Below are 23,272 nucleotides of genomic sequence, written 5' to 3'. Positions count from 1 at the left end.
CCCGGCGGCTGCAGGTCACTTGCGAGGCTCGGGCTCCGACGGGCTGACGTCGAGTACCGCGAGGAAGGCCGCCGCTGCGGGGGTGAGCCCGAACCTGCTCCAGATGAGGTGTTCGATGCGGACGGGGGCGTCCAGCACCGGGATCGTCACCACGCCGGACAGGTGCGGGGCGTAGTTCGACGGCAGCATGGCGATGCCGAGGCGCAGGTGGACCAGCCTTGCGAGGAATTCCGGCGAGGTCACCTCGAAGGGGACCTCGCGGTGTAGGCCGGCGGCCGCGAAGGCCTGGTCGGACTGGTCACGCCCGGCGCTGCCCGCAGGGAAGTCCACGAACATCTCGGTCGACAGCCGAAGCAGGTCGACATCGGCCTCGCCTGCGAGCGGGTGGTCGGGAGCGACGACGGCGACATGCCGGTCGTGAGCGAGCTCGCGGGAACGGACGCCGTCCGGGCGCGCAGTGGTGGGCAGGCCGAGGAAGGCGACATCGATCGCCCCGTCCTTGACCTTGACCACCAATGACTCACTGGTACCGACCCGAAGACCGATCCGGACCTGTGGATAGCGCTCGTGAAAGGCGCGCAGGACGGCGGGTACGTCGACCGCCGCCACCGTCGGGATCACGCCGACGGTGAGCTTGCCTCGGACTTCTCCGACAGCGGCCGCCACTTCGGCCGCCCCGCGTTCGGCGGCGTCGAGGCACTGCTGTGCGTCGGGGAGGAACGCTTCGCCTGCTGCCGTCAGCCGGACCCGCCGACTGGTGCGGTCGAAGAGGCGGGCGCCCAGTTCCCGCTCCAGCCGGGCGACCTGGTGGCTGAGGGCGGACTGGACGACGAGGCATCGTTCGGCGGCGCGGGTGAAGCTCTTTGTCTCCGCGACGGTGACGAAGTACTGCAACTGTCGAAGCTCCATAGATCTATCTTCAATCACGATGGATGAAGTGACAAACATGTGTTGGACTCATCGATCGACCGGGCCGCACGCTGGATAGGTGAAGAACATCGCCGCACTACAGCCCCGGTTGATCGGCGTCATCGCGGTCACCTCCCTCGCACCGATCGTCTGGGGTACGACGTATGTGGTCACGACCGAGCTCCTGCCAGCAGGTCATCCGCTGTTCGCGGCGCTGCTCCGGGCACTGCCGGCCGGGCTGATCGCGTTGGCGGTCACCCGAACGTTGCCGCACGGGACCTGGCTGGCGAAGGCCGCGGTCCTCGGTGTGCTGAACATCGGGCTGTTCTTTCCGCTGCTCTTCGTCGCCGCCGAACGCCTTCCGGGTGGGGTCGCCGCCACGCTCGGAGCGGCGCAGCCGATTCTCGTCGCGGTGCTGGCGGTGACGATCCTCAAGCAGCGCCCGTCGGTCTGGCGGTTCGCCTGGGGTGTGGTCGGCGTGGTCGGGGTCGGTCTGGTAGTGATTGGCCCCGATGCGGGATTCGACGTCGTCGGGATCCTGGCCGGTCTTGCCGGCGCGGTCACGATGGCGCTCGGGGTGACCCTCACGAAGCGCTGGGGACGCCCGGAAGACGTCCGCCCGACAGCGTTCGCCGGCTGGCAACTGACCGCAGGCGGCCTGTTTCTGCTCCCGGTGACGTTGCTGTTCGAGGGGATGCCGCCCGCGATCGACGGCCGCGCCGGGCTCGGCTATCTCTGGCTCGGCCTGGTCGGTGGGCTACTCGCCTATGTCCTGTGGTTCCGCGGCATCACGAAGCTGCCTGTCACTTCCGTCGCCGTACTCGGCCTGCTCTCGCCGATCGTCGCCGCTCTCCTCGGCGCCCTGCTGCTCGGCCAGTCGCTCGGACCGGTCGAGCTGACGGGATTCGCGCTCGCCCTGGCCGCGATCCTCGCCGGGCAGATTTCTCCGACTCTCAAGAAGCAGCGGGCAGGAACCACGCCGTCCGCTCCCCAACAGATCACACCCATATCAGGAGGCAGGAACAATGACTGAGAAGCAGGAACTGACGCTCTCCCACAGCGATGGCAAGCCGGATGCGATCGGCATCGACGCCGTCAACCGGGTACTGCGCCCAGTGGGTGTACGCATCTCCCAGGTACCCGTCCCCACCGCGGCACACCCGATCCTCAAGACGTCCCAGGACCAGGCTGTTCCGGAATCGCAGCACCCGGAACTCATCTCGACCTTCAACCTCGACAGAGACCAATTGCTGGAGCAGATCGAGCTGGCCGGCCGCGAGGCCGCGACCCACCGCGGCGGCTTGTTGAGCACCTCGGAACATGGAGTAGCTCCCTATCCCAAGGTGTACGACATGAGGGCGATGGACTCCGCTGCACGGACCGCCACCCTGCGCCGCTTCGGCAGACTCCATATCAACAGCACCGATGAGGGTCTCGGCATCGACGAGGTGATGACGGTGGTGTACGCCGGACCGCTGACGTGGTTCTTCCATCTGGCCGACGGTGGAGTCGCCAAGGTGTCGCTGCCCGCTGTGGAGATCGGCGATCCGGCCTGGCGCCTGAGCTACCCCGGCCTCCGGCCCCACGGCGGCTTCCTCGATGCCGAGTACGGCCTGGTCGTAGCTTTCGCGCACGGCCCAGAGAAGTTTGTGATGCGCTACGAGCACCCGAACGTCGAAGCCGAAGGCGCGGAGTTGCTGGGCACGAATCCGTGGGTCGACTTCAACGGCGAAGTGCCCCGTCTGCTCGACGACGCGATCCAGAACTGAGACACGGCGTACCGAGCCGTAGAAGGGAATCAAACGGTGTCAGCCAACGACCTGGAAGCCCGACTCGTCGCTGTGGAGTCGAAACTCGCACACCACGGCGACCTGGAAGCGATTCGGGACTTGATGTACGAGTACGGATTCGCCTTCGACGAGGATCGCTTCGACGACTTCGCCAACTGTTTCACCGAGAACGCCACGGGCCAATATCACCCCTTCGCCCCCGGCTTTTCGGGAAGGCAGGAGATCGTCGACTTCTGCCATCGGCTTCGTGACGAGGACTCACTGCCCCGGCTGGAGATGGTTGTCCACTACACGGTTTCGCCAATCATCGAGATCGATGGTGACTCGGCCAGCGGCCGGTGGAACTGGATAGCGCCGTGCACGGTCACGAAGGCGAACCGGGATCGGGTCGCGGCATGGCAGTTCGGCCGCTACGACGTGCAGTACGCCCGGACCTCGGACGGCTGGAAGATCCAGCACCAGACCACAGCCTATTTCGAGGTGTTCGAACACCTCGAGGGATGGGTGCGGCAGCCGATGATGTCGCTGCTGTCGTGATTCTCGAGGTCGGCCGAGTGCTCGACTTGTCGGAAGGTGTGTCATGACTGTCCAGTTCGGTGTCTCGATCAATCCGACGCTCGATGTCGAGAACGGCTACCGGCTGGCGGCCGCAGCTGAACATTCGGGCCTGAGTCTGATTGGTGTGCAGGATCATCCGTACGTGAACAACTACATCGACGCGTTCGTCTTCATCGGCCAGCTGCTGGCGCGTACGCGGAGCCTGAGTGTGTTGACCGATGTAGCGAACCTGCCATTGCGGCCGCCGGCCATGCTCGCCCGTACAGCGTCGGCACTCTCCCGCGTCTCCGGAGGGCGGTTCGTCCTGGGTCTTGGCGCGGGCGGTTACTGGGACGCGATCACCTCGATGGGAATGCCACGGCGGTCCTCGGCCGAGGGACGGAGGGCACTCGCCGAGGCGGTCCAGCTGATGCGGGAACTGTGGCAGCCAGGTGCGAAAGTGACTCGTAGCGGCGAGTTTGCTTCAGTGTCCGGGCTCGCTGGTCAGGGCCCGGCCGTACCCATCTGGATCGGCGCCCAAGGCCCGCGCACCCTAGCTGTCACCGGCCGACTCGGCGACGGCTGGGCGGCTCCGATTCCGTCCTATCTTCCGTACGAGCAGTACGCTCCAGCCAACGCGATCATCGACCGCGCAGCAGAAGCGACCGGGCGGCTGCCGGCGGCGGTGACCCGCGTCGTACAGCTCGTCGGCACGATCAACCCCACCACGCACGGCACTACATACCGCAGTCCCGACCTGGTCGGCGCCGCGCCGATCCGCACCGATGCACGCGGCTGGGCCGAGACGCTAGTACGTCTTGCCACCGAACAGCCGTTCACTGTGTTCGTCTTCTGGCCCGAGAAGGGGGAGGACATGCAGGTCCGCCGCTTCGGCGAAGACGTCGCCCCGATGGTCACCGCCAGTCTCGGGGCGCACAGAGGCTGAGCAGTTGTTCGCGTGAGAGCAGGGACAGCCTGGTGGACATCAGAGTTCAATCAAGCCTGGTGTCGCGGCCATGTCCGTAGAACCGAATGCCGGTGCGATGTACGTGGTAACCGCGGAGGCCAAATCTTTCCGAGGCGGGAACATCCGAAATCCGCTCACCGAGCGCGACAGCCTCACCCCTGAGGTTTCTGCAGGGCGAGGCTCCGCTCGGCCGGGGGTATCTCCTGCATCAGTCGTCTGGCAACAAAGGATGCATCTCCCCGCCGTGAGAGGTATCCACCGGCGGCCAAGGCGACTGGCGACGAGTGTCCCGACAACGAGATAGACGAGTGTCCCGACAACGAGATAATTGACCAGGAACGGGAGCACCTCGATCGGCATTCCCATTGAGATGAGGCAGTCTCGCCGGGATACGGTTCCATCGCGTGGGCGCTGTACCGCGCGGGGACGATTGCCACGGCATCGAGATACGTTGCCGAGAAATACTTGATGTCGGTGGCAGGGATGACGACCAGTCCCACTTCCCGAGCTCCTCCCATCCATGGCTGGGATCTGCTGTGGGAAGCAACCGGAGCATCTCTGCGCCGCCGATCGAGATCTCGCGGACGTTGTCTCTCTCCTGGCGTATATCCGCGAAGAGGACCCTTGAACTCGATCCCGTCCTCGTCACGATCCACGGCCAGACTCTCGTTGCGGCAACCGGCACCTCCCTGTGCAGTACGCCGTACCAGAGGCTTCCTGACAGAATGTTGCGTCCCGCTAACCTTCCTCGTTGAACCTTGTCCTCGGCGAGCCGATGCCGGTGCTGCAGAACGGCGTACCCGGCGAGATGAGATCTCCGCCTCCGAGCTCGCGGTAAGCAAAGTTCATTCAGGGGCCGCTGGACGGTTCCGTCGTCGTCGGATGGCCGGGACTGCGGGTGGCGACTGTGACCGTGATTGAGACGATCGTTCCTTGGCTCCGAAAGGGCCCGTGCGTGGAGTGAGTTGGGTGATGTCGTTCGAGTCGAGTTCGGGGAAGATGAAGTGCATTCGAACGAACTCGTCGAGGAGGTCCTCGGCCGTCTTCCGGGCCGCCGGATCGCCGCCCTCGCGACGCTGCTTGGTGAACGACTCGATAGCGGATACGCGAAGGGCAATTCGGCGCCGATCGAATTCGCGCCGGCGATGGTTGTGGGACTCGATCGACGCATACAGGAACAGGCCGATGAGGCAGGACATCACCGAAATGCCTGTAGCTACTTTCAACTTGTCCGCGAGTGCGAGGGCACCCGCTACGCACGGAGCGAGCAGTAGCGTGGCAACTGCGCCGTACCTCCATCGATTCGCGATTCGCAGATGGTGATCTGCGTCCTCGGCGTACCGGCCGAAGAGCTCGGTCCCGTGCAGGATCGAGGTAATCTGCTCGACCTCACGACGAGCGTCGCGGATAAAGGCGACGTCTTCCTCGACCTTGGCTGCTAGACCGTGCTTGGCGCGGCGATACTCAACATCGAGGGCAGCACGGGCTCGTTCCAGGTCGTCGAGCTCGCGCTTGAGCTTCGCCACGTCCTTCGACAGGTCGGCGATAGTGCGTTCAGGTGGCGGAGGGATGCTGCCGGTCATGGCTTCAGCGTCCTCGACCGTTGGCACGTTCCGAGGCGAATGCTTGGACGGTGTATGTGATGGTGGCGGCCAGCATGGCGAGCAGCACCAAGGTCATGATTGCAGCGATGGGCGTGATCGCGCTGGTCGAAGTCAGGTAGATGAGGGCGTCGATGACAATCGCCAGACTGGACAGCGCGCCGACGCCAAGGGTTGCGCGCTCGAAGTTCAACAGCGATTGCGGTGTTCGCTTGGTCTTTGTGTTGCTGGTGTCCGCGTAGAGCCAGACGACCGGGCGCCGGACGATGACAACCGCGACAAGGCCCCAACTGCTGTAGATGATCAAGGTCGAGAGCCAGACGTATTGCGGATTCACAGCCTCGAGAACGAGACCGTCGACCGGCCGGAGCAAGGTGAGTACGCCGCTTGCTGCGATTGTCACCACAGTGGTGACAATCGTCAGCAAGAACGCCTTCGCATACCTGAGCACGAGTCCCCGGAGGAAGCGGAGATGACGGGCAATCGAGGCCTCCATCTTCGCTGCCTCCTCAGGGAGCGTCCGTATATGGGAAGCGGTTTGCCGTAGAACATATTGCTGCAGCGAGTCTGCGACATAGGTTTCGTTGTCGTTCATGGTCAGGCTTGCGAGGTCACCGATCGATTGGGCGTCCTTCATCATCCGACGCCGGAGATTGGCCGGACTCGGAACGAGTAGATCCCGCACGTACTCGTCGTCTCGAGCCGATTCGAGCATCTCCAACGAATCTTCGAGGGAAGACTGGGAGACCATGATTCCCGAGAGCACGAATCGCGGATAGACAAGTCCCTTGCCCTCGCGCTTGAAAGTGCGTGCGGTGAAGTAGAAGAGGATCAGGTCGCGGATGAGTAGATACAAGGCCGCCAACGGCATCGTTATCGACGCCAGCACCGGCACCAACACGAGCCACCGCTGGAAGGATGCCGGCGCTGGCATCCCCGTGCTCGGATAGAACAGGATCAGCGCGAGCAGGCCCGAAAACGTGCCACTCAGCAGCAACGGGAGCAATGTAAGCAATCCAGCTCCGCTGATGAACGCACCGGCGACCCGGTGCAGAGTCGACAATCGCGTCTCAGCACGCTGTAAATAGGCACGGTACTCCTGCAGGTCTCGCTCACTCATCCTATTCGAGCTGGACGACTGCAGGTCAGTTGATTGATTCACTAATCCCCCTCAGCTATTCCACGACCCCCATCTTGCTCTCTCCAACATCGTGGCGTACTGCGCTGCCGTTACACCGTGCACACGATCCCCCGGGAGTGGCCAGAAGGTCACCCTGACAATGAGCAGATCGATGTCGGTCACGCCACGGGCGGTGTTCGAGTTCGACACCGACTGGGGGCAAGTCAAACTCGTTGAAAACCACGCAGCTCTGGCCTACGAGCTCAGCGGAAGAAGCTCGGGATGCCAAAACCACCGAGGTGCAAGGCGACGGGCAACAGAGTTGGTTGTCCCGGGCCGGACACGCACATTAACCACACGCCTCGACCTCGATCTCGATCCGCCGGCCCGAACGCCGTGATCGTCAAGCCCTGGCCGGAAGTGAGAATGGTGGACGCGATGCGGGCTTGAAGCGCGGTAGCGGAGGGCACGTGTCGTACAGCGAGCAAGGTGGATGGATGCTTGGGTTACTAGAAGCCCTCCAGCACCCGTGCATGGCGACTACGTGTCGGTCGGGCCGACAAGCCGGCGGTCGCGGGTCTTGATCGCGTCTTCGCCGCCTTCGAGGATCCTGCAGACGTTGGCGCCTTCATAGCGGGATCTGGAGGGTACCTTCCGTTTCGATGTACGGGAGGACCTCTCCGTGCTCCAGGATCACGGTGAGGAGCGCCGCCGTCTTCTGGCCGGGGGATCCTTGATCGACAGGTGTCAGGTTGCCGCCATTGGTTTGCCGGTACTGGACCGCGACGAGGTCCTCGGGGAACCAGAGCATGATGCCCGTAATCAAGTCGAAAGTATCGGCCGTGGCGAGCCGGTTGTAGAAGCGGCAGGAGACGAACTATCCATCCACGGCCGATCAATGGGGCCCTGACCCGAACATCAGTTTCACCACTCCGGCCACAGGCAGCGGTGGAACGACCACCGGCGGTTTCTGACCTGACTGCACCCTGCCGAAGGCTGGCCGGGTGCGGTCAATCGGACTGGCGCCAGATGGCGTGCTCGTAGGTGTTGATCGATGGGCGGGTTCAGGTCGGCTATCCGGCCAGTTCCACAACGGTTCCCTGGCGATAGGGTTCGGCGGTGACTGACAAGCGGGTGGTCGAGATCTTCACCGACGGGGCGTGCAGTCCCAATCCGGGGCCTGGTGGGTGGGGTGTTGTGCTGCGGTACGGGGAGCATGAGAAGGAGTTGTACGGCGGAGAGCCGGGAGAGACCACCAACAACCGCATGGAGTTGATGGCTCCGATCATGGCGCTGGAGGGGCTGACCCGGGACGGCGAAGTGGTGACGGTCCATACCGACAGCACGTATGTGCGGAACGGGATCACCCAGTGGCTGCCGAGGTGGAAGCAGAACGGGTGGCGCACGTCGGCGAAGTTGCCGGTCAAGAACGCCGATCTGTGGCAGCGGCTGGAGCAGGCGGCCGCGCGGCACGAGGTTGAGTGGTTGTGGGTGAAGGGGCACGCCGGCCATCCGGAGAATGAGCGCGCCGATCGGCTTGCGGTCAAAGGGCTGGAAGAGGCGGTCGGACATGCGGTGGTCCAACCAGGTGCCCCGTCCGGCACGAGATCCTGGCCGGCTCCGACTCAGCACGACCCGGAACCCAGCCTTTTCGACTAGGTCCTAGCAGCCGCCGGCTGATCGAGTGAGCCGCGGCGGCGGCCCCTGATCTCTGATGTGCGCGGGGCTTAGCCCTAGTCCGTGTGTGTTCTGGCGGCCGTTCAGTGGCCATGCTGTGCCTGCATCTGGTCAGCCGTCAGGATGTGGGCGCCGGGGCCGGGGACGAAAACGGATTCCGTCCCCGTGTCGTCCCAGCGGACGAGGAACGGCGGCTCGCCCGCCGCGCCGCGCACCTCCAGGATCAGGCCGCGCCGCTTCGGCATGTCCAGGTGCGTGCTCTCGACCACGACCCAGTTCCCCTGCGTAGCCTTCATGCCGACCCCTTCCACGGACGGCTCGTGGGCCGAAGCCGTCAGATTCGACTCTGCTCGCCTTCCGGCGGTCAGTCCAGAGCCAAAGGTAGTTCCGGACTCTGGTTCGAAGGTCAGTCGGCGCGGCGAGTTGGCTGCGACATCAAGGACCAGGCGTGCGAGAAGGCCGAGATGCGGCGCGCATGTATGACTACTACCTCGGAGGCAAGGGGGCCACCAAGCCGCGCACACCGCCCAACGGCAGAGTCACGAAAGATCCGGGCCGCGCCGCTGTCCTGTCAGATCGCCAGCGTTCTGGCCGCGGGAGGCGCGTGGGCGCTGAGTTCTCCGATGCCTTCGCTCAACTGTCGAAGGCAGTTGGTAGCGCACCGTTGGAGTTGTTTGATGGCGCCGTCTGTCACGAACGTCGAGCGCTCCAGCGGGGTGCTGCCGCTGGTCCGCTAGCCGGCGTGTGGCCGCGGTCCGCTAGCCCGTATCGGCGACCATCACCTGAAGACCCTCGGGCTCCGGGCAAGTCAGTCCCAGCGGCGGCGGTCGGCGAGCAAGGGGCCCTCTGCGAGGTCGTCGACCAGTTCCACGTCCGCGGCGAAACGCAGCCCCGACCTGATCCGGTCGCGGACCTCGGCGGCCACTTGATCGGCCGCCGCCCCGGAGTCCGGCACCACCTGGCAGCGGAGTTCGTCGCGGTGTTCGACGCGGTCGACGACGAACCGGTAGGAGGCGACCCCGCGCAGGTCGCCCATCACTGCTTCGATCTGGCGCGGATGCAGGAACATACCGCGCACCTTCACCGCTGCACCGACGCGGCCCAGTACCCCGGCCAGCCGCGGGATATCCCCGGGCAGCCAGGCCGATAGGTCGCCGGTGCCGAACCGGACCAGCGGATAGTCCGGCCTGAGCAGGGTCACGACGACCTGGCCCTCGCCGTCGGCGAGGGGCTTGCCGCTGTCGAGGTCGCAAACCTGAACGAGGACGTCGGCGGGTACGACGAGCCCTCCGGCCGGTTCCGTCTCGTAGCCCAGCAGACCTGCTTCTGCGGTGCCGTAGGCCATTCGGACGACCGGCACCCGCTCGGTGAGTACAGCCCGCAACGAGTCGGGTAACGGCTCCGCGGTGACGATCGCCTTTGCGATCCGCCAGCGCGCGGGGTCCAGCCCGGACTCGTCGTACCGCTCGATCAGTGCCTTGAGGTAGCTCGGCAGCCCCGTGTACGTCGTGACGCCCAGGTCGGCGACGGCCTGCGCTTGCAGGTCGAGGTTGCCGACACCGCCAGGTACGACGGTGCAGCCAACCGCGAGCGCCGCTTCCTCGAACATCGCGCCGGCAGGGGAGAGGTGATATCCGAAGCAGTTCAGCAGCACGTCTGCCGACGCGAACCTTGTTGCTGCCAGTGCCTCACGCCAGCGCCACGGATCGGCCCCATCCAGTTGTGGCTCATAGATCGGTCCCGGGGACTGGAACGCCCGTCGCACGGTCGCATCGGCGGCGAGCAGGCCGCCGTACGGGGGCCGTTCCCGCTGCAAGGCCAGGACATCGTCCTTCGTGAGGATCGGTAGCGCGTCCAGATCAGCGACGCCGCGGACGTCGTCGGGCGAGAGGCCGGCTGCTCGCAGCCGGTCGGCGAACACCGGGACCCGGGCGGCCGCGTTCCGGACCATGGCCGCGACGCGGTGGTCGAGCGGGTGAGTTGTGTTGTCAGGCATGGTCGGCTCCGTCATAGCCATCGCTTCCGGCGTTTGTAGTGCTTGACATCGCGGTAGCTCTTACGGCCGCCTTCCTCGCCGAGGCCGAGGTAGAACTCCTTGACGTCCGGGTTGTCCCGCAGTTGGTTTGCCGTTCCCTCCAGCACGATCCGGCCCTGCTCCATGATGTAGCCATGGTGGGCAACCTCGAGTGCGCGCCGGGCGTTCTGCTCGACGACAAGGACGGTGAGTCCGGTGTCGGCATTCAGCCGGGAGATGTAACCGAAGATCTCCTGCACCAGCCGGGGCGCGAGACCCAGTGACGGCTCGTCGAGCATCAGCAGCCGCGGCCTGGCCATCAGCCCACGGCCGATCGCGAGCATCTGCTGCTCCCCGCCGGAAAGGTAGCCGGCGATCCGCCCGCGCAGGTCGGCCAGTTTCGGGAAGTAGCCGTAGACCAGGTCGAGGTCCTCGGCCGAGACCCGGCCCTTGGCGTAGGCGCCGGCGACCAGGTTCTCGTGCACGCTCAGGTGCTCGAAGACGTGGCGGCCCTCCATGCACAACGAGAGACCACGCCGGACCCGTGCGGCAGCGTCGAGGCGGGTGATGTCCGCACCGTCGAAGTCGATCCGGCCGTCGGTGATCTCGCCGTGCTCGGTAGGCAGCAGGCCGGAGATCGCCTTCAGGGTCGTCGACTTCCCGGCGCCGTTGGAGCCGAGGAGCGCGACGATCTTCCCCTCCGGTATCGCGAGGGACAAGCCGCGCAGCACCAGGATGACTTCGTCGTAGATGACTTCGACGTTGTTGAGCGCCAGCAGCGGCGGTCCTGGTGGGGCGGCCCGCGAACCGGCCACCCCTTCGCTCGCCTCGACTGCCATCGCTACCCCTTCGGTGCCGCGTTGGCGGTCAGCTCGGTGAGCTGGCCACTCTTGACCTGGTAGATCCCCGTACCGGTCGACCCGCGGTGGCTGTCAGAGCTGAACTTCACGGCCCCGCCACCGACGACGCCGCCGGTGTCGAGCTGCAGGCCCTCGAGCGCCTTGCGGATGTTCGGGCCGTTGAGCTGGTCGCCGTCCTTCAGCACCTTCTCGATGCCCTGCGCCATCGCCGCCATCGTCCACCAGCCCTGGACATAGTGCAGCCCCTTGTCCATCAGTGAGGAGCCTTTGCCCTTCAGGAACTCCTCGATCTCGGCATGCCCTGGCTTCGCCGCGCTCGGCGGCGCGAACGGCTGGAGCATGATGTGGCCCTCGGCCACAGCCGGCGTCGCGGTCTTGATGAACAGCTCGTCGGCGCACCAGTTGAGGCAGACGATCTTCATGTCGAGGTTCTGCGCTTTGATGTCCTTGGCCACCTGGGCGGCCGGGCTCGAGACGTTCTGGATCACGATGTACTTCGCGCCGAGCGACCGCGCCTGTGACAGCAGGCCGACGAAGTTCGGCGTCTTGGGCATCGCGAACGACTTGTAGCCGAGGTCGTAGCCCTTCTCGGCCAGCCACTTCTGCCCGTCGGCGACCGGTGCGGTGCCGAAGGGCGAGTCGTGATGGAACACGGCGACCTGGGCACGCTTGCTGCCGCTGTCCTGGGCGATCCAGTCCAGCGCGACCCGCATCTGGTCGGAGTACGTCGGGGCGACGACGAAGTTGAACGGCGACTCCTTCACATCCGTGAGCACTTCGGCGTACGACGCGGACATGAACGGCAACTCGTCGGAGGCGACCTTCTTGCGCAGTGCCTCGGAGTCACCGGTTCCCCAGCCCTGGATCGCGACCGCGCCGTCGGCGACGTACTTCTTGTAGAGCTCTTCGGCCTTGGGCACCTGGTAGGCGTAGTCGTTCGACATCGCCTCGATCTTGCGTCCTTCGATGCCGCCCTTGGCGTTGCGCCATTCGGCATAGCCGAGCATGCCCTCGTTGTACGGCGTGCCGACGTCGGCGGTCGCGCCCGACCGGTCGGCGATGACCCCGATCTTGATCGGGCCTTCGGTGTCGCCGCCGCCAGTCGCCGCGCCGCCTCCGCAGGCCGACAGGCCGAGGAGGGCGGTCGTCGCGAGTGCCGCGATCCCGCTGAGTCGCTTCATGTGCCGTTCCTCCGATTGCATGGGTCGAACAAATCAGTTGGTTCAGTACCGGAAGGGCCAGAACCGCACGTAGTCCTTCATTCGTTGCCAGACGCGAGCCAGGCCGCGAGGTTCGAAGATCAGAAAGAGCAGGATCACCAGGCCGAACATCGCGTTCCGGATCGCCGGGAGTTGCGTGGACAGGAAGGGGAAGGCCGGTTCGACCGCCTCGCTCAGTTCGGAGATCAGGACCGGCAGCAGGATCATGAACGCCGCGCCGTAGACCGCGCCCGCGATCGAGCCCAGCCCGCCGACGATGATCATCGCGAGGTACAGCACCGACACGTCGAGGGTGAAGCGCTCCCAGGTGACCGTCTCGGTGTAGTGCGCGGTGAGGGCACCGGCGAGCCCGACGAACCCGCTCGACACCGCGAAGGCGGTGACCTTGGTGCGGGTGACGTCGACGCCCATCGCGGCGGCCGCGATGTCCTGGTCCCGCACTGCCATGAACGACCGGCCGAGGCCGGTACGGAACAAGTTGCGGGCGGCAACGACCGCGATCGCGGCGATCACCAGCAGGATCCAGTACCACTGGACCTCGAACATCGTGCGTTGGATCCGCCAGCCGAAGATCTCCAGCCGGGACACGTCGAGGAAGCCCTGGCCCTCGGTCAGCCAGGACCAGCGCTTGACGGCGAACACGATGATCTCCTGGCTGGCCAGGGTGGCGATGGCCAGATACAGCCCCTTGAGCCGCAGCGCCGGCAGGCCGAAGAACGCGCCGATCGTGGCGGTGGTCAGCACCGCGGCGAACACCGACACCGGGACCGGCAGGCCGGCCCGTTCGTGCAGGATCGCCGAGGTGAAGGCCCCGACGGCGAGGAAGCCGCCTTGGCCGAGTGAGATCTGCCCGGTGAAACCGACCAGGATGTTCAGCCCGACAGCACCGATCACCGCGATCAGGATCGTGTTGACGATGCCCAGCCAGTAGATGTTCAGCACGTAGGGGAGCGCGACCAGGAGCACTACGACGATCGCCAGGCGGGCGTACTCGGCCCTGGTGTGCCGGAGGGCGAGCTCGCCGCGGTAGCTGCGGTGGTGGATCCCCGTGGCGGTGACAGTACTCACGTCATACCCTCTCGATACGTGTCTCGCCGAACAACCCGTAGGGCCGGACCATCAGGATCGCGACGAGCACGAGGTACGGCACGACCTCGGCGAGACCCGGGTCCGCGTAGCCGGAGACGTACTGCTTCAGCAGGCCGATGGTGAGCCCGCCGACGACCGTGCCGGGCACTGAGTCGAGCCCGCCGAGGATCACCACCGGGAAGACGATCAGACCGAAGGCGGCGATGTTCTGCTCGACCGCCGAGATGTCCGCGAGCAGTACGCCGGCGACCAGAGCACTGGCCGCCGCGAGCCCCCACGCCATCGCGAACACCCGCCGGACGGAGATGCCCACAGTGAGCGCGGCCTGCTGGTCGTCGGCCACCGCCCGCATCGCGATGCCATGCCGGGACCGGCGGAAGAACACCGTGAACCCGGCCAGTACCACTGCCGCGATCCCGATCACGAGCAACCGGTTGAGCGGTACCAGCGCACCGAGAATCCGCACCGAGTCCCGTGGCAGGATCGGCGGCTGCTCGCGGACCGCCGTACCGAAGAACATCTGCACCACCGCGCGCAGCACCGCCGCCAGGCCGATCGTCACCATGATCACACTGATCGCGCTCTCGCCGATCAGGGGTCGCAGGACGAAGCGTTCGATGCCGATCCCCAGCAGGATGGCGATCGCGAGGCCGATCACTACCGCCGCGACCACCGGCAGACCCATCAGGACGAACACGGCGTAGACCGTGTAGGCGCCGACGAGCAGGAACTCGCCTTGAGCGAAATTGATCACCGAGGTGGCCTTGTAGATCAGCACGAAGCCGAGCGCGGCCAGCGCCAGGATGGCCCCGTCGGCCAGGCCGTAGACGGTGAGGTTGAGGAGGTTGCTCATCGGCGACCGCTCCAGATCGGCCGGCGGCCGAGGCCCGCCGGTGCGGTGTAGCCCCGCAGGTCGAAGATGCGCAGCGCGATCTCCCGATCCACCGTCGTCCCGTCCTGGTACGTCACCCGGCTGTGGATGCCGACCGACTCGTCGCCGCGGTCGAGGGCCGCGATGATGTCGGCGTACCTGGTGTTGATGACGTTGCGGCGGACCTTGCGAGTGCGGGTGATCTCGTCGTCGTCCGGGTCGAGTTGCTTGTGCAGGAGCACGAACCGCCCGACCCGGATACCCTCCGGCAGGTCGCTGTTCGCGCGGTCGACGTCCTCGGCGAGCAGGTCGTACACGTCAGGCTTCTGGGCCAGATCGGTGTACGTCGTGTAGCTGAGGTGCTCGTGCTCCGCCCACGATCCGACCGTCTTGGGGTCGATGGTGACCAGCGCGGTGATGGCTCCACTGCCGGCGAAGACCACGGCCTCCTCGACGTACGGCGAGAACTTCAGCTTGTTCTCGATGAACGCGCAGGAGTACCGGGTGCCGTCGGCCGTCGTCATCACGTCCTGGGCCCGGTCGATGACGACCAGGTGGCCGTCGTCGTCCAGGTAACCGGCGTCACCGGTGCGCAGCCAGCCCTCGGCGTCGACGGCCTCGGAGGTCGCCTCGGGGCTGCGGTGATATCCGTGGAAGACCGACGCCGAGCGCAGCAGGATCTCCCCGTCGTCGGAGATCCGGATCTCGGTGCCTGGCAGCGGTACGCCGACGGTGTTGAACTTGATGTCGTCGTCGCGGTGCACGACCGCGATGCCGCAGATCTCGGTCTGACCGTAGATCTGCTTGAGGTTGACGCCGATGGCGTGGAAGAACCGGAACACGTCGGGACCGAGCGGTGCGCCGCCGGTGTAACAACGACGGATCCGGGTGAGGCCGAGCTGGTCGCGCACCGGCCGCAGCGCGGTCCAGTCGGCGAGCCGGTACTCGAGCCGCAGCAGCGCCGACGGTCGCCTGCCCTGGACGCGTAGCCCGGCCACCCGGTCACCGATCCGGTAACCCCAACCGAACACCCGCCGCTTCAGCCGGCCGGCCTCGTCGATCCGGACCTGGACCTCCGACAGCATCGACTCCCAGATCCGCGGCGGGCTGAACATCACGTCCGGGCCGATCTCGCGCAGGTCGGTTTGCTGGGTGCTGGAGTCCTCCGGGAACGACAAGGTGAGTCCTTGCGAGAGCGCACAGGCGACGCCGAGCATCTGCTCGCCGATCCAGGCCAGCGGAAGGAACGAGACGTAGCGGTCCTTCGCGCCGAGTGGGTCCACCTGGGTCAGATGCGCCGCCATCGCCAGCAGGTTGGCGTGGCTGAGCTCGGCGAGCTTGGGTCGCGACGTCGTACCGGAGGTCGTGCAGACGACCGCGATGTCATCGGGACGGGTGCCGTCGAGCCGCTGGTCGAGCCAGCCCGGGTGATCCGCTGCCCAGTCACGGCCCTGTTGTTCGACCGCGACGAAGTCCCGCAGGTACGGTTCGTCGTAGGCCTCGAGACCGTGCGGGTCGTAGTACACGACCGCACTCAGCTTCGGCAGATCGTGGGCCAACCGGATCAGCTTGTCCACCTGCTCCTGGTCCTCCGCGACCACGACCCGTACGTCGGCGACGGTCAGGACGTGCAGGATTTCCTCGTGGATGCTGGTCGGGTAGATCCCGACCACGGCGGCGCCGACCGACTGCGCGGCGAGCTCGGCGACGAGCCACTCGGGCCGGTTGTCCCCGAGCACCGCGACCACGTCGCCGCGGTCCACGCCGAGGGCGGCCAGACCGTGGGCGAAGTCCCGCACCCGGCCGGCGTACTCCCGCCAGGTGACGCCCTGCCAGATGCCGTAGCGCTTTTCCTGGACGGCTGTGTCGTCGGGCCGTTCGGCCGCGAGGGCCGCGAGCAGCCGGGGGAACGTCGAACGGGCCGCCTCGGGCACCTCGGCCGAGGGCTTGGCGGCCGAGCGCGCGGCGTCCGGGTGGGCGTCGGTCATCACGCGCCTCCCTCCGCCCCGAGATAGGCCTCGATCACGCGATCGTCGGCCTTCACGTCCTCCGGTGCGCCATCGGCGATGACCCGCCCGAAGTCGAGCACGGTGATCTGGTTCGAGATGTCCATCACGACGTTCATGTCGTGCTCGATCAGGACGACGGTGACGCCGGCGAGCTCGTGCACGTCGAGGACATAGCGGGCCATGTCCTCCTTCTCCTCGGCGTTCATGCCGGCCATCGGTTCGTCGAGCAGCAGCAGCGCAGGTTGCAGGCACAGGGCCCGGCCGAGCTCGACCCGCTTCTGGATGCCGTAGGCAAGGGATCCGACCGGCTTGTGCCGGTGTGCCTGCAGCTGCAGCAGGTCGACGACCTCCTCGATCAACTCCCGCTGCGCGATCTCCTGCCGCCGGGCCGGGCCGAACCACACCAGCGACGGCAGCAACCTGTGCCGCATGTGCACGTGCCGGCCGAGCATCAGGTTCTCCAGCACGGTGAGGTGGGAGAACAGCTCGATGTTCTGGAACGACCTGGCGACGCCCAGTTGGGCGATCCGGTGCGGCGGCAGGCGGGTCAGGTTGCGTTGCTGCTGGTCGCCGTCGGTGGCGGCGGTGTGCAGGACGATCGCGCCGTGCTGCGGGCGGTAGAGGCCGGAGATGCAGTTCAGCAGGCTGGACTTGCCGGCGCCGTTCGGTCCGATCACCGCGTGAATGTCGCCCTCGGTGACGGTGAAGGCGACCTCGGCGAGAGCGTGCACCCCGCCGAAGCGCAGTGAGATGTCGCGAACCTCGAGCAGCGGCTGTCCGGGCGGGATCAAGCTGCTGTTGAGCTGATGGCGGTAAGCCCGAGTGAGCACTGGCTGCGCCTCTCGACGTCGGGGATTTTCGATGAGCGTACGATTCCACTATCTGAAAGGCAATAGTGGATTCCGGAAGCCAGTTGCGATTGATACCCTTATGTGGTCAATATGTGGAAGTCTGGGTGAACGCGGGGCCGAGTGTGCAGGTTCTGGCAGATGCCGGCGAGGAGGCATGGGTGGTTGAGGTCGGGGCTGGCAGCGAGGCGCGAGGCACGTTGGGCACCGTGCGCAACGCGGTACTGCTGCTGGAATTGCTCAGCGAGGGTCCTGCGCATCAACAGCTCACCGACCTGGCCGAGCGCTCGGGTCTCTCGGTGCCGACGGTGCATCGGCTGTTGCGATCGCTGGTGCTCGCAGACCTGGTCGAGCAGGACTCTCGTTCGGCGCGGTACGGGCTGGGCCCGGGCGTGACCCGGCTGTCCCACCGCTATCTCGCCAGGTTGCCGGTCCTGAGCGGGCTCTCGCCTTACCTCCTTCCGCTGCGCGACACGATCGGCGCGACGGTTCAAGTCGCCCTCCTGGTGCGCGGCAGCGTGGTGTATGTCGACCGGGTGGACGGCGCGGGAGGAGGCATCTATCGCGAGAATCATCGGGTCGCCGGTGCGCTCGAGACTGCCGCCGGCCGCGTGCTGGCGGCTGCGGCTGACGAGGAGACCTGGCGCCAGCTCACGGCGGCGGCCGCACCAGCTGACCGAAAGACCGCCGAAGCGGAACGGGACACGTGGAGGGCGGCCGGCTACCTGTTCACGCGGGCAGCGGGATCCGGTGAGGTCGCCGTACCGGTCCTGGACAATCAGGCTCGTCCGCTGGCCGCGCTGGCCTCGACACTCCAGCCGGGCGCGACACCTGAGCAAGCTGAGCAGGCTGCCGCCCACCTCTCGAGGGCCGCGCACGCGGCGGGCCGGGCGGTCGGTCATGGCTGACCGCTCTGTGCCCGAAGAACTCGCGGCCTGGGCGGCGGTCGCCGACCAGCTCGAATGGGACGAGCCATGGACCACGCTGTACGAATCAGACGGGCAGGTCGGACGCTGGTTTGCCGGTGGCCGGTTCAATCTGACCGCCAGCTGCGTCGACCGGCATATCGAGCTGCGCGGCGATCAGCCGGCGCTGTTCTGGGAAGGTGAGCCCGGCGACCGGCGACAACTCACCTATCGCGAGCTGTACGACGACATGGTGCTGCTCGCCGGTGCCCTGCGTGGCATGGGCGTCGGTGTTGGCGACCGGGTGGCGCTGCATCTCGGCTGGTTGCCCGAGGCGGTGACCGCGATGCTGGCCTGCGCGCGCATCGGCGCGATCTATACGGTGCTGCCGACCCCGCTTCCGGCCGAGGCCCTCGCCGAACGGCTGGCCGACTTCCGGCCGCGGGTGCTGTTCACCCAGGATGGTGCCTGGCGGCACGGCACGATCCTGCCTCTGAAGGCTCGTGCTGATGAGGCCTTGACCGCTGTCGGCGGAGTGCAGCACACAGTGGTGGTACGACGTACTGGCGTGGACGTCGCGTGGTACGAGGGGGACCGGTGGTTGCACGACCTCGTGGTCGGGGCAAGGCCGGGCGGTGCAGCCCCCGAAGAAGGCCGGGCGTCCCTCGACCCGGAGCATCCGGTGCTCGCCGTCCATCTGGCCAACCGGCGCGACCAGAATGTCTCCCTGCTGCACGGAGGGGCCACATTGATCGCCTCCTCGCTCGCTGTCCATCGCCACGGGCTCGCGACCGACGGTGTCTTCTGGTGCGCCGGCGACGTCTCCTGGCTGGGGGCGCAGTCGCACGGCATCTACGGACCACTGGCTGCTGGTGCCACCGCAGTCATGTTCGAGGGAACCCTGGACGTGCCTACCCGGCACCGCGCCTGGGACATCGTCGAGCGGTACGGCGTGGCCACACTGCTGACCACGCCCACTGTGGTGCGGCAACTCCGCGGCTGGTCCCGCCGCCCACCGGCCCAGCGCGTGGTCGCCAGCCTTCGCCGGGTGGTCACGATGGCGGAGCCGGCCGATCCGGCACTGTCGGAATGGCTGCGCCATGACGTCGGCCGAGGCAGGATCGCTGTCGCGGACGCCTGGGGACAGGTGCAGCTAGGCGGGATCGTGACCGTCGACCACCCGATCGACACCTCCGCACTTCCGGATCCGGGTTTCGCGATCGTCGACGAGCAGGGCCAGGAGTTGGCGCCGGGCTCGCGTGGTGAGCTGATCATGCGATCACCTTGGGCGGGGACAATGCGCAGCATCGAGGGCTCCGGAGCCGACGAGGTGGTACGACGGCACTGGCACCGCCCGGGTGCCTACTCGACGTATGACCGGGCTCGGCGCCGGCCGGAAGGGACGCTCGAGTTCCTGGGCCGGATCGACAAGGTGGTCAGCGTGTCGGGGCAACTGGTGTCGCTCGGCGAGGTGCGCGAGGTACTGCTCGAACAGCCGTTCGTCGAGGCGGCTGAGGTTTTCGAGCGAGCCGACCCTCAGCTCGGCCGATCAATTGCCGCAGCCGTTGTGCTGACGCCGGACATGCACCCGGATGACGCGGTGGCGCGCGATCTGCTGGATGCGGTGCGCGAGGTGCTGGGTGGGTTGTCGCGCCCGCGGGCGCTCGCCTTCGTCGATCGTTTCGGTGACGAGCTGGCCACGGATACGCTCCGCCAGGCCCTGGCCCTGCTCACCGCCGGGGCCGGCGATGAGCCGCTGCATCTCACCTGGGATCAGTTGCTCACGGCATCGGCCGTGACAAAGCCCTGAGCCGCTCAGCCGGCTCGGGCTTCTCGCCAAAGGCGTGGGTCGCGTCGGCCACGTCCGACGGGCCTCGGCGAACCGAGCCCGTACGGAGTCAGCGCGACCCCGACGCCACCAACGTGCTACGCCCGCCGATGCACCCGCCGGCGCCGGAACGCGAGGGTATCGAATGCGGGTGCGACGTTCCGCCGGATTCCAAGGAGTCTTGGATTTGCTGTTCCGGATCCGCCGCCGTCCGGCGTACGCAGATGGTGGTGGAGACAACAAGCGTGCCGGATGGACGGACCGGCGCGCAGGCAACGCTCGACACCGAGAAATACAAAGGGTTCATGTCCCTAGGGACATGAACCCTGCGTGTCCGAGGGGGGACTTGAACCCCCACGCCCCGTAAAGGGCACTAGCACCTCAAGCTAGCGCGTCTGCCTATTCCGCCACCCGGACAGGTGGTCTGCGCCTTGGTGGCGCCGACCGGAGAACAGTAGCAAAGAACCTGGGTGGAATTCACATCGGGTGGGTGGGGGTGTGTGATGGGGGTAGTTGGAAGTTCAAGGAGAGGGGCTGGGTGCTGTGGGGACTGTTGATGTGGCAGGGATCGAGGCGGAGCGGGAGCGGTTGCGGGGGGAGTATCTGCGGGCGGAGCGGGCGGGGTCGTCGGCTCGGGGGTTGCATCATGTGGCGGTGTTGTGTGCGGATGTGGAGACGACCATCCGGTTCTATCAGGGGGTGCTGGGGTTTCCGTTGACGGAGATCGTGGGGAATCGGGACTACGCGGGGTCGAGTCACTTCTTCTTCGATATCGGGAACGGGAACCTGCTGGCGTTCTTCGACTTTCCGGGGCTGGATGTGGGGGCTTACGCGGAGGTGCTGGGTGGGTTGCATCATCTGGCGATCTCGGTGGAGCCCGCGCGGTGGGCCGAGCTCAAGGAGAGGCTGGACGAGGCGGGGGTCGAGTACCTGGAGGAGAGCGGTACGTCGATCTACTTCCGGGACCCGGATGGAACGCGGGTGGAGCTGATCTCGGATCCACTGGGGGAGATGTACGGGCTGAGTGTGCTCTGAGAGAAGATGGGTCGCATGACTGAGCCGTCGTACAGCCCTGATGCCGAAGTGGTGGAGCTCTGCAGTGAGCTGATCCGGATCGACACCACGAACTACGGCAACGGGAAGAGCAACGGGGAGCGCGTGGCGGCGGAGTATGTCGCGGCGAAGCTGGACGAGGTCGGCATCGAGTCGACGATCTACGAGTCGGAGCCGGGGCGGGCGACGCTGGTGGCGCACTGGGAGGGCGAGGACCAGAGCGCGGATCCGTTGCTCGTGCACGGGCACCTGGACGTCGTACCGGCGGATCCGAAGGACTGGAAGGTCGATCCGTTCGCGGGGGAGATCTTCGACGGGTGCGTGTGGGGGCGCGGCGCGGTCGACATGAAGGACTTCGACGCGATGGTGCTGTCGGTGGTGCGGGCGCGTCAGCGGGCGGGGGTGAAGCCGCGGCGGCCGGTGCGGCTGGTGTTCACCGCTGATGAGGAGGCCGGCGGTCTGTACGGCGCTCAGTGGCTGATCAACAACCATCCGGACACGGTCGCCGACTGTACCGAGGGGATCGGGGAGGTCGGTGGGTTCTCGATCACGGTCAAGGACGACCTGCGGCTCTACCTGATCGAGACGGCCGAGAAGGGCATGAACTGGATGCGCCTGAAGGCCCGCGGTACGGCGGGTCACGGGTCGATGGTGAACACGGACAACGCGGTCACCAACCTGGTCGAGGCGGTGACGCGGATCGGTGGGCACCAGTGGCCGCTGCGGATCACGCCGACCGTGCGGGAGTTCCTGAAGACGCTGGAGGACGTGCTCGAGGTCGAGCTCGACCCCGAGGACATGACCGAGACGCTGGCCAAGCTGGGCAGCTTCAGCCGGATGTTCGGGGCGACGATCCGGAACACGGCCAACCCGACGATGCTGAACGCCGGCTACAAGGTGAACGTGATCCCGGGTGACGCCGAGGCGCATATCGACGGGCGGTTCCTGCCCGGGTACGAGGACGAGTTCAACGCGACCATCGACGAGCTGCTCGGCGACAAGGTGATGCGCGAGAGCGTGGTCACCGACATCGCGCTGGAGACCGAGTACAGCGGCGACCTGGTCGAGGCGATGAAGGCGTGCCTCGCGGCGGAAGACCCGCAGAGCCGTACGGCGCCGCTGCTGATGTCAGGCGGGACGGACGCCAAGTCGTGGAGTCGGCTGGGCGTCCGCTGCTTCGGTTTCGTGCCGCTGCAGCTGCCGCCGGAGCTCGACTTCATGGGCATGTTTCACGGTATCGACGAGCGCGTCCCGACGGCGTCGCTCGAGTTCGGTTCCCGGGTGCTCGATCAGTTCTTCGACAAGGCCTGACCTTGGGACGTCGTTCCTGAGGTGAGGAAGTACTGGCCGGCGGCGTAGGTCGACATGGTGAGGGGGCCGCGGCCGGGGAAGTCGCGGCCGGACATGCGGAGTGCGATGAGGGCGTCGGAGATGAGGAAGAGCAGGCCGCCGAGGCCTGAGCGTGGGTTGTGCCAGCGGGAGACGATGGCTGTTGCGGTGAGCAACAAGGCGTAGGCCGCGACGGGGATCTTCTGGTTGCCGAGGCCGGGGGAGAGGGCGGCGATCAGCGCTGCCCACAGGGCGCCGTACACGGCGAGGACCCGCCAGCTGCGGGTGCTGGGTTTGCTGACGAAGAACGCGAGGTAGCAGGCGTGGGCGGCGGCGAAGGCGGCCATGCCGGCCAGTTCGAAGCGGGTCTCGAGGAGTAGGTCGCCGGCGGCTGAAGCGAGGATCGCGGCCTGGAGCAGTGGGTGTGCCTGCTGGCTGCGGGTCCAGGAGAGCAGTAGCGGCATCAGCGCGATCTTGCTGCTCTGGCGGAGGATCTTGACGTCGAGCGCGACCGCGGCAACCTGCACCACGGCCGCGCTCCAGTACGCCGTCAACCGTCGCCGGTCAGTCGCCAGCCGTCCCAGGTTCATGGGATCGAGTCTGCCGGACGAAGTGGCCGGCCGAGCGGTTGTTCACAACAAGTTC

The 23,272-nt window shown here is 66.6% G+C and carries 21 protein-coding genes, 1 tRNA gene and 1 pseudogene; 9 read left to right on the top strand and 14 right to left on the bottom strand.

Annotation, left to right across the window (positions count from 1 at the left end):
• Positions 1 to 15 precede the first annotated feature (15 nt).
• Positions 16 to 909 carry a LysR family transcriptional regulator gene (locus ACFCV3_RS11600; RefSeq protein ID WP_376028992.1) on the bottom strand — a complete coding sequence of 298 codons (894 nt, stop codon included), beginning with the start codon at positions 907 to 909 and terminating at the stop codon, positions 16 to 18.
• A 79-nt stretch (positions 910 to 988) separates the two neighbouring features.
• Between ACFCV3_RS11600 and ACFCV3_RS11595 the strand changes: the two genes are divergently transcribed.
• From ACFCV3_RS11595 to ACFCV3_RS11580, 4 genes are read left to right on the top strand one after another with little or no spacing between them, the layout of a single operon-like run.
• Entirely contained in the window at positions 989 to 1,942 is a 954-nt protein-coding gene (locus tag ACFCV3_RS11595) for an EamA family transporter (protein WP_376028990.1), read from the top strand.
• Positions 1,935 to 2,678 (top strand): hypothetical protein, encoded by a 744-nt coding sequence (locus ACFCV3_RS11590; protein WP_376028988.1) that lies wholly within the window; start codon positions 1,935 to 1,937, stop codon positions 2,676 to 2,678. The genes ACFCV3_RS11595 and ACFCV3_RS11590 overlap by 8 nt, the downstream gene beginning before the upstream one ends.
• A 36-nt stretch (positions 2,679 to 2,714) precedes the next feature.
• A complete protein-coding gene (locus ACFCV3_RS11585) occupies positions 2,715 to 3,236 on the top strand; it encodes a nuclear transport factor 2 family protein (RefSeq protein ID WP_376028985.1) in 522 nt (173 codons plus the stop codon).
• 43 nt (positions 3,237 to 3,279) lie between these two features.
• Entirely contained in the window at positions 3,280 to 4,182 is a 903-nt protein-coding gene (locus ACFCV3_RS11580) for an LLM class flavin-dependent oxidoreductase (RefSeq protein WP_376028983.1), read from the top strand.
• Positions 4,183 to 5,048: 866 nt separating this feature from the next.
• Here the strand turns inward: ACFCV3_RS11580 and ACFCV3_RS11575 are convergent.
• The 3 genes from ACFCV3_RS11575 to ACFCV3_RS11565 all read right to left on the bottom strand — a co-directional run bounded on the left by ACFCV3_RS11575 (position 5,049) and on the right by ACFCV3_RS11565 (position 7,750).
• Positions 5,049 to 5,786 carry a hypothetical protein gene (locus ACFCV3_RS11575; protein ID WP_376028980.1) on the bottom strand — a complete coding sequence of 246 codons (738 nt, stop codon included), beginning with the start codon at positions 5,784 to 5,786 and terminating at the stop codon, positions 5,049 to 5,051.
• A gap of 4 nt (positions 5,787 to 5,790) precedes the next feature.
• The gene (locus ACFCV3_RS11570; RefSeq protein WP_376028979.1) at positions 5,791 to 6,924 is read right to left on the bottom strand and encodes a hypothetical protein; all 1,134 of its coding nucleotides are present in this window, start codon (positions 6,922 to 6,924) and stop codon (positions 5,791 to 5,793) included.
• Positions 6,925 to 7,552: 628 nt separating this feature from the next.
• A complete protein-coding gene (locus tag ACFCV3_RS11565) occupies positions 7,553 to 7,750 on the bottom strand; it encodes a hypothetical protein (protein WP_376028976.1) in 198 nt (65 codons plus the stop codon).
• Between the two features lie 293 nt (positions 7,751 to 8,043).
• Between ACFCV3_RS11565 and rnhA the strand changes: the two are divergent.
• Positions 8,044 to 8,487 (top strand): annotated as a pseudogene (gene rnhA / locus ACFCV3_RS11560) (ribonuclease HI); the annotation flags it as partial.
• Positions 8,488 to 8,684: 197 nt separating this feature from the next.
• Here the strand turns inward: rnhA and ACFCV3_RS11555 are convergent.
• The 8 genes from ACFCV3_RS11555 to ACFCV3_RS11520 form a co-directional block, all read right to left on the bottom strand.
• Positions 8,685 to 8,897, bottom strand: a complete 213-nt coding sequence (locus tag ACFCV3_RS11555) for a DUF1918 domain-containing protein (protein WP_376028974.1) — start codon at positions 8,895 to 8,897, stop codon at positions 8,685 to 8,687.
• Between the two features lie 512 nt (positions 8,898 to 9,409).
• Positions 9,410 to 10,597, bottom strand: a complete 1,188-nt coding sequence (locus ACFCV3_RS11550) for a phenylacetate--CoA ligase family protein (protein ID WP_376028972.1) — start codon at positions 10,595 to 10,597, stop codon at positions 9,410 to 9,412.
• Positions 10,598 to 10,608: 11 nt separating this feature from the next.
• Positions 10,609 to 11,454 carry an ABC transporter ATP-binding protein gene (locus tag ACFCV3_RS11545; RefSeq protein WP_376028970.1) on the bottom strand — a complete coding sequence of 282 codons (846 nt, stop codon included), beginning with the start codon at positions 11,452 to 11,454 and terminating at the stop codon, positions 10,609 to 10,611.
• A gap of 2 nt (positions 11,455 to 11,456) precedes the next feature.
• Positions 11,457 to 12,656: an ABC transporter substrate-binding protein gene (locus ACFCV3_RS11540; RefSeq protein ID WP_376028968.1), complete on the bottom strand. Its 1,200-nt coding sequence runs from the start codon at positions 12,654 to 12,656 to the stop codon at positions 11,457 to 11,459.
• Positions 12,657 to 12,698: 42 nt separating this feature from the next.
• A complete protein-coding gene (locus tag ACFCV3_RS11535; RefSeq protein ID WP_376028966.1) occupies positions 12,699 to 13,763 on the bottom strand; it encodes a branched-chain amino acid ABC transporter permease in 1,065 nt (354 codons plus the stop codon).
• A gap of 1 nt (position 13,764) precedes the next feature.
• Positions 13,765 to 14,637 (bottom strand): branched-chain amino acid ABC transporter permease, encoded by an 873-nt coding sequence (locus ACFCV3_RS11530; RefSeq protein WP_376028963.1) that lies wholly within the window; start codon positions 14,635 to 14,637, stop codon positions 13,765 to 13,767.
• The gene (locus tag ACFCV3_RS11525) at positions 14,634 to 16,643 is read right to left on the bottom strand and encodes an AMP-binding protein (protein ID WP_376028961.1); all 2,010 of its coding nucleotides are present in this window, start codon (positions 16,641 to 16,643) and stop codon (positions 14,634 to 14,636) included. The genes ACFCV3_RS11530 and ACFCV3_RS11525 overlap by 4 nt, the downstream gene beginning before the upstream one ends.
• Positions 16,643 to 17,494: an ABC transporter ATP-binding protein gene (locus tag ACFCV3_RS11520; protein ID WP_376028959.1), complete on the bottom strand. Its 852-nt coding sequence runs from the start codon at positions 17,492 to 17,494 to the stop codon at positions 16,643 to 16,645. The genes ACFCV3_RS11525 and ACFCV3_RS11520 overlap by 1 nt, the downstream gene beginning before the upstream one ends.
• Positions 17,495 to 17,673: 179 nt before the next feature.
• On the opposite strand from ACFCV3_RS11520, the gene ACFCV3_RS11515 reads away from it, so the two are divergent.
• Both ACFCV3_RS11515 and ACFCV3_RS11510 read left to right on the top strand, forming a co-directional pair.
• On the top strand, positions 17,674 to 18,420 hold the full coding sequence (locus ACFCV3_RS11515) for an IclR family transcriptional regulator (protein WP_376028957.1): 747 nt from the start codon (positions 17,674 to 17,676) through the stop codon (positions 18,418 to 18,420).
• Positions 18,413 to 20,227 (top strand): AMP-binding protein, encoded by a 1,815-nt coding sequence (locus tag ACFCV3_RS11510; RefSeq protein ID WP_376028955.1) that lies wholly within the window; start codon positions 18,413 to 18,415, stop codon positions 20,225 to 20,227. Before ACFCV3_RS11515 ends, ACFCV3_RS11510 begins: the two co-directional genes overlap by 8 nt.
• A gap of 349 nt (positions 20,228 to 20,576) precedes the next feature.
• Here ACFCV3_RS11510 and ACFCV3_RS11505 read toward each other — a convergent pair.
• Positions 20,577 to 20,662, bottom strand: a tRNA-Leu gene (locus ACFCV3_RS11505).
• Between the two features lie 126 nt (positions 20,663 to 20,788).
• Between ACFCV3_RS11505 and ACFCV3_RS11500 the strand changes: the two genes are divergently transcribed.
• Both ACFCV3_RS11500 and ACFCV3_RS11495 read left to right on the top strand, forming a co-directional pair.
• The gene (locus tag ACFCV3_RS11500) at positions 20,789 to 21,280 is read left to right on the top strand and encodes a VOC family protein (protein ID WP_376028953.1); all 492 of its coding nucleotides are present in this window, start codon (positions 20,789 to 20,791) and stop codon (positions 21,278 to 21,280) included.
• 15 nt (positions 21,281 to 21,295) lie between these two features.
• A complete protein-coding gene (locus ACFCV3_RS11495; RefSeq protein WP_376028951.1) occupies positions 21,296 to 22,609 on the top strand; it encodes a M20/M25/M40 family metallo-hydrolase in 1,314 nt (437 codons plus the stop codon).
• On the opposite strand, the gene ACFCV3_RS11490 is transcribed toward ACFCV3_RS11495, so the two are convergent.
• Positions 22,588 to 23,217 carry a lysoplasmalogenase family protein gene (locus tag ACFCV3_RS11490; RefSeq protein WP_376028948.1) on the bottom strand — a complete coding sequence of 210 codons (630 nt, stop codon included), beginning with the start codon at positions 23,215 to 23,217 and terminating at the stop codon, positions 22,588 to 22,590. The two genes, ACFCV3_RS11495 and ACFCV3_RS11490, sit on opposite strands and share 22 nt — an antisense overlap.
• Positions 23,218 to 23,272 lie beyond the last annotated feature (55 nt).

Source organism: Kribbella sp. NPDC056345 (genome assembly GCF_042262745.1).
In the GTDB taxonomy this organism is placed as follows: Bacteria; Actinomycetota; Actinomycetes; order Propionibacteriales; family Kribbellaceae; genus Kribbella.
Note: the sequence above shows the minus strand (reverse complement) of the source record. Positions and strands in the feature narration are given on the sequence as shown.

What these genes read in the sequence shown, in the direction of transcription:
- ACFCV3_RS11600 (WP_376028992.1), bottom strand. Translation starts at nt 909, where the DNA reads ATGGAGCTTCGACAGTTGCAGTACTTCGTCACCGTCGCGGAGACAAAG.
- ACFCV3_RS11590 (WP_376028988.1), top strand. Translation starts at nt 1,935, where the DNA reads ATGACTGAGAAGCAGGAACTGACGCTCTCCCACAGCGATGGCAAGCCG.
- ACFCV3_RS11580 (WP_376028983.1), top strand. Translation starts at nt 3,280, where the DNA reads ATGACTGTCCAGTTCGGTGTCTCGATCAATCCGACGCTCGATGTCGAG.
- ACFCV3_RS11575 (WP_376028980.1), bottom strand. Translation starts at nt 5,786, where the DNA reads ATGACCGGCAGCATCCCTCCGCCACCTGAACGCACTATCGCCGACCTG.
- ACFCV3_RS11570 (WP_376028979.1), bottom strand. Translation starts at nt 6,924, where the DNA reads ATGAGTGAGCGAGACCTGCAGGAGTACCGTGCCTATTTACAGCGTGCT.
- ACFCV3_RS11555 (WP_376028974.1), bottom strand. Translation starts at nt 8,897, where the DNA reads ATGAAGGCTACGCAGGGGAACTGGGTCGTGGTCGAGAGCACGCACCTG.
- ACFCV3_RS11550 (WP_376028972.1), bottom strand. Translation starts at nt 10,597, where the DNA reads ATGCCTGACAACACAACTCACCCGCTCGACCACCGCGTCGCGGCCATG.
- ACFCV3_RS11545 (WP_376028970.1), bottom strand. Translation starts at nt 11,454, where the DNA reads ATGGCAGTCGAGGCGAGCGAAGGGGTGGCCGGTTCGCGGGCCGCCCCA.
- ACFCV3_RS11540 (WP_376028968.1), bottom strand. Translation starts at nt 12,656, where the DNA reads ATGAAGCGACTCAGCGGGATCGCGGCACTCGCGACGACCGCCCTCCTC.
- ACFCV3_RS11530 (WP_376028963.1), bottom strand. Translation starts at nt 14,637, where the DNA reads ATGAGCAACCTCCTCAACCTCACCGTCTACGGCCTGGCCGACGGGGCC.
- ACFCV3_RS11525 (WP_376028961.1), bottom strand. Translation starts at nt 16,643, where the DNA reads ATGACCGACGCCCACCCGGACGCCGCGCGCTCGGCCGCCAAGCCCTCG.
- ACFCV3_RS11510 (WP_376028955.1), top strand. Translation starts at nt 18,413, where the DNA reads ATGGCTGACCGCTCTGTGCCCGAAGAACTCGCGGCCTGGGCGGCGGTC.
- ACFCV3_RS11495 (WP_376028951.1), top strand. Translation starts at nt 21,296, where the DNA reads ATGACTGAGCCGTCGTACAGCCCTGATGCCGAAGTGGTGGAGCTCTGC.
- ACFCV3_RS11490 (WP_376028948.1), bottom strand. Translation starts at nt 23,217, where the DNA reads ATGAACCTGGGACGGCTGGCGACTGACCGGCGACGGTTGACGGCGTAC.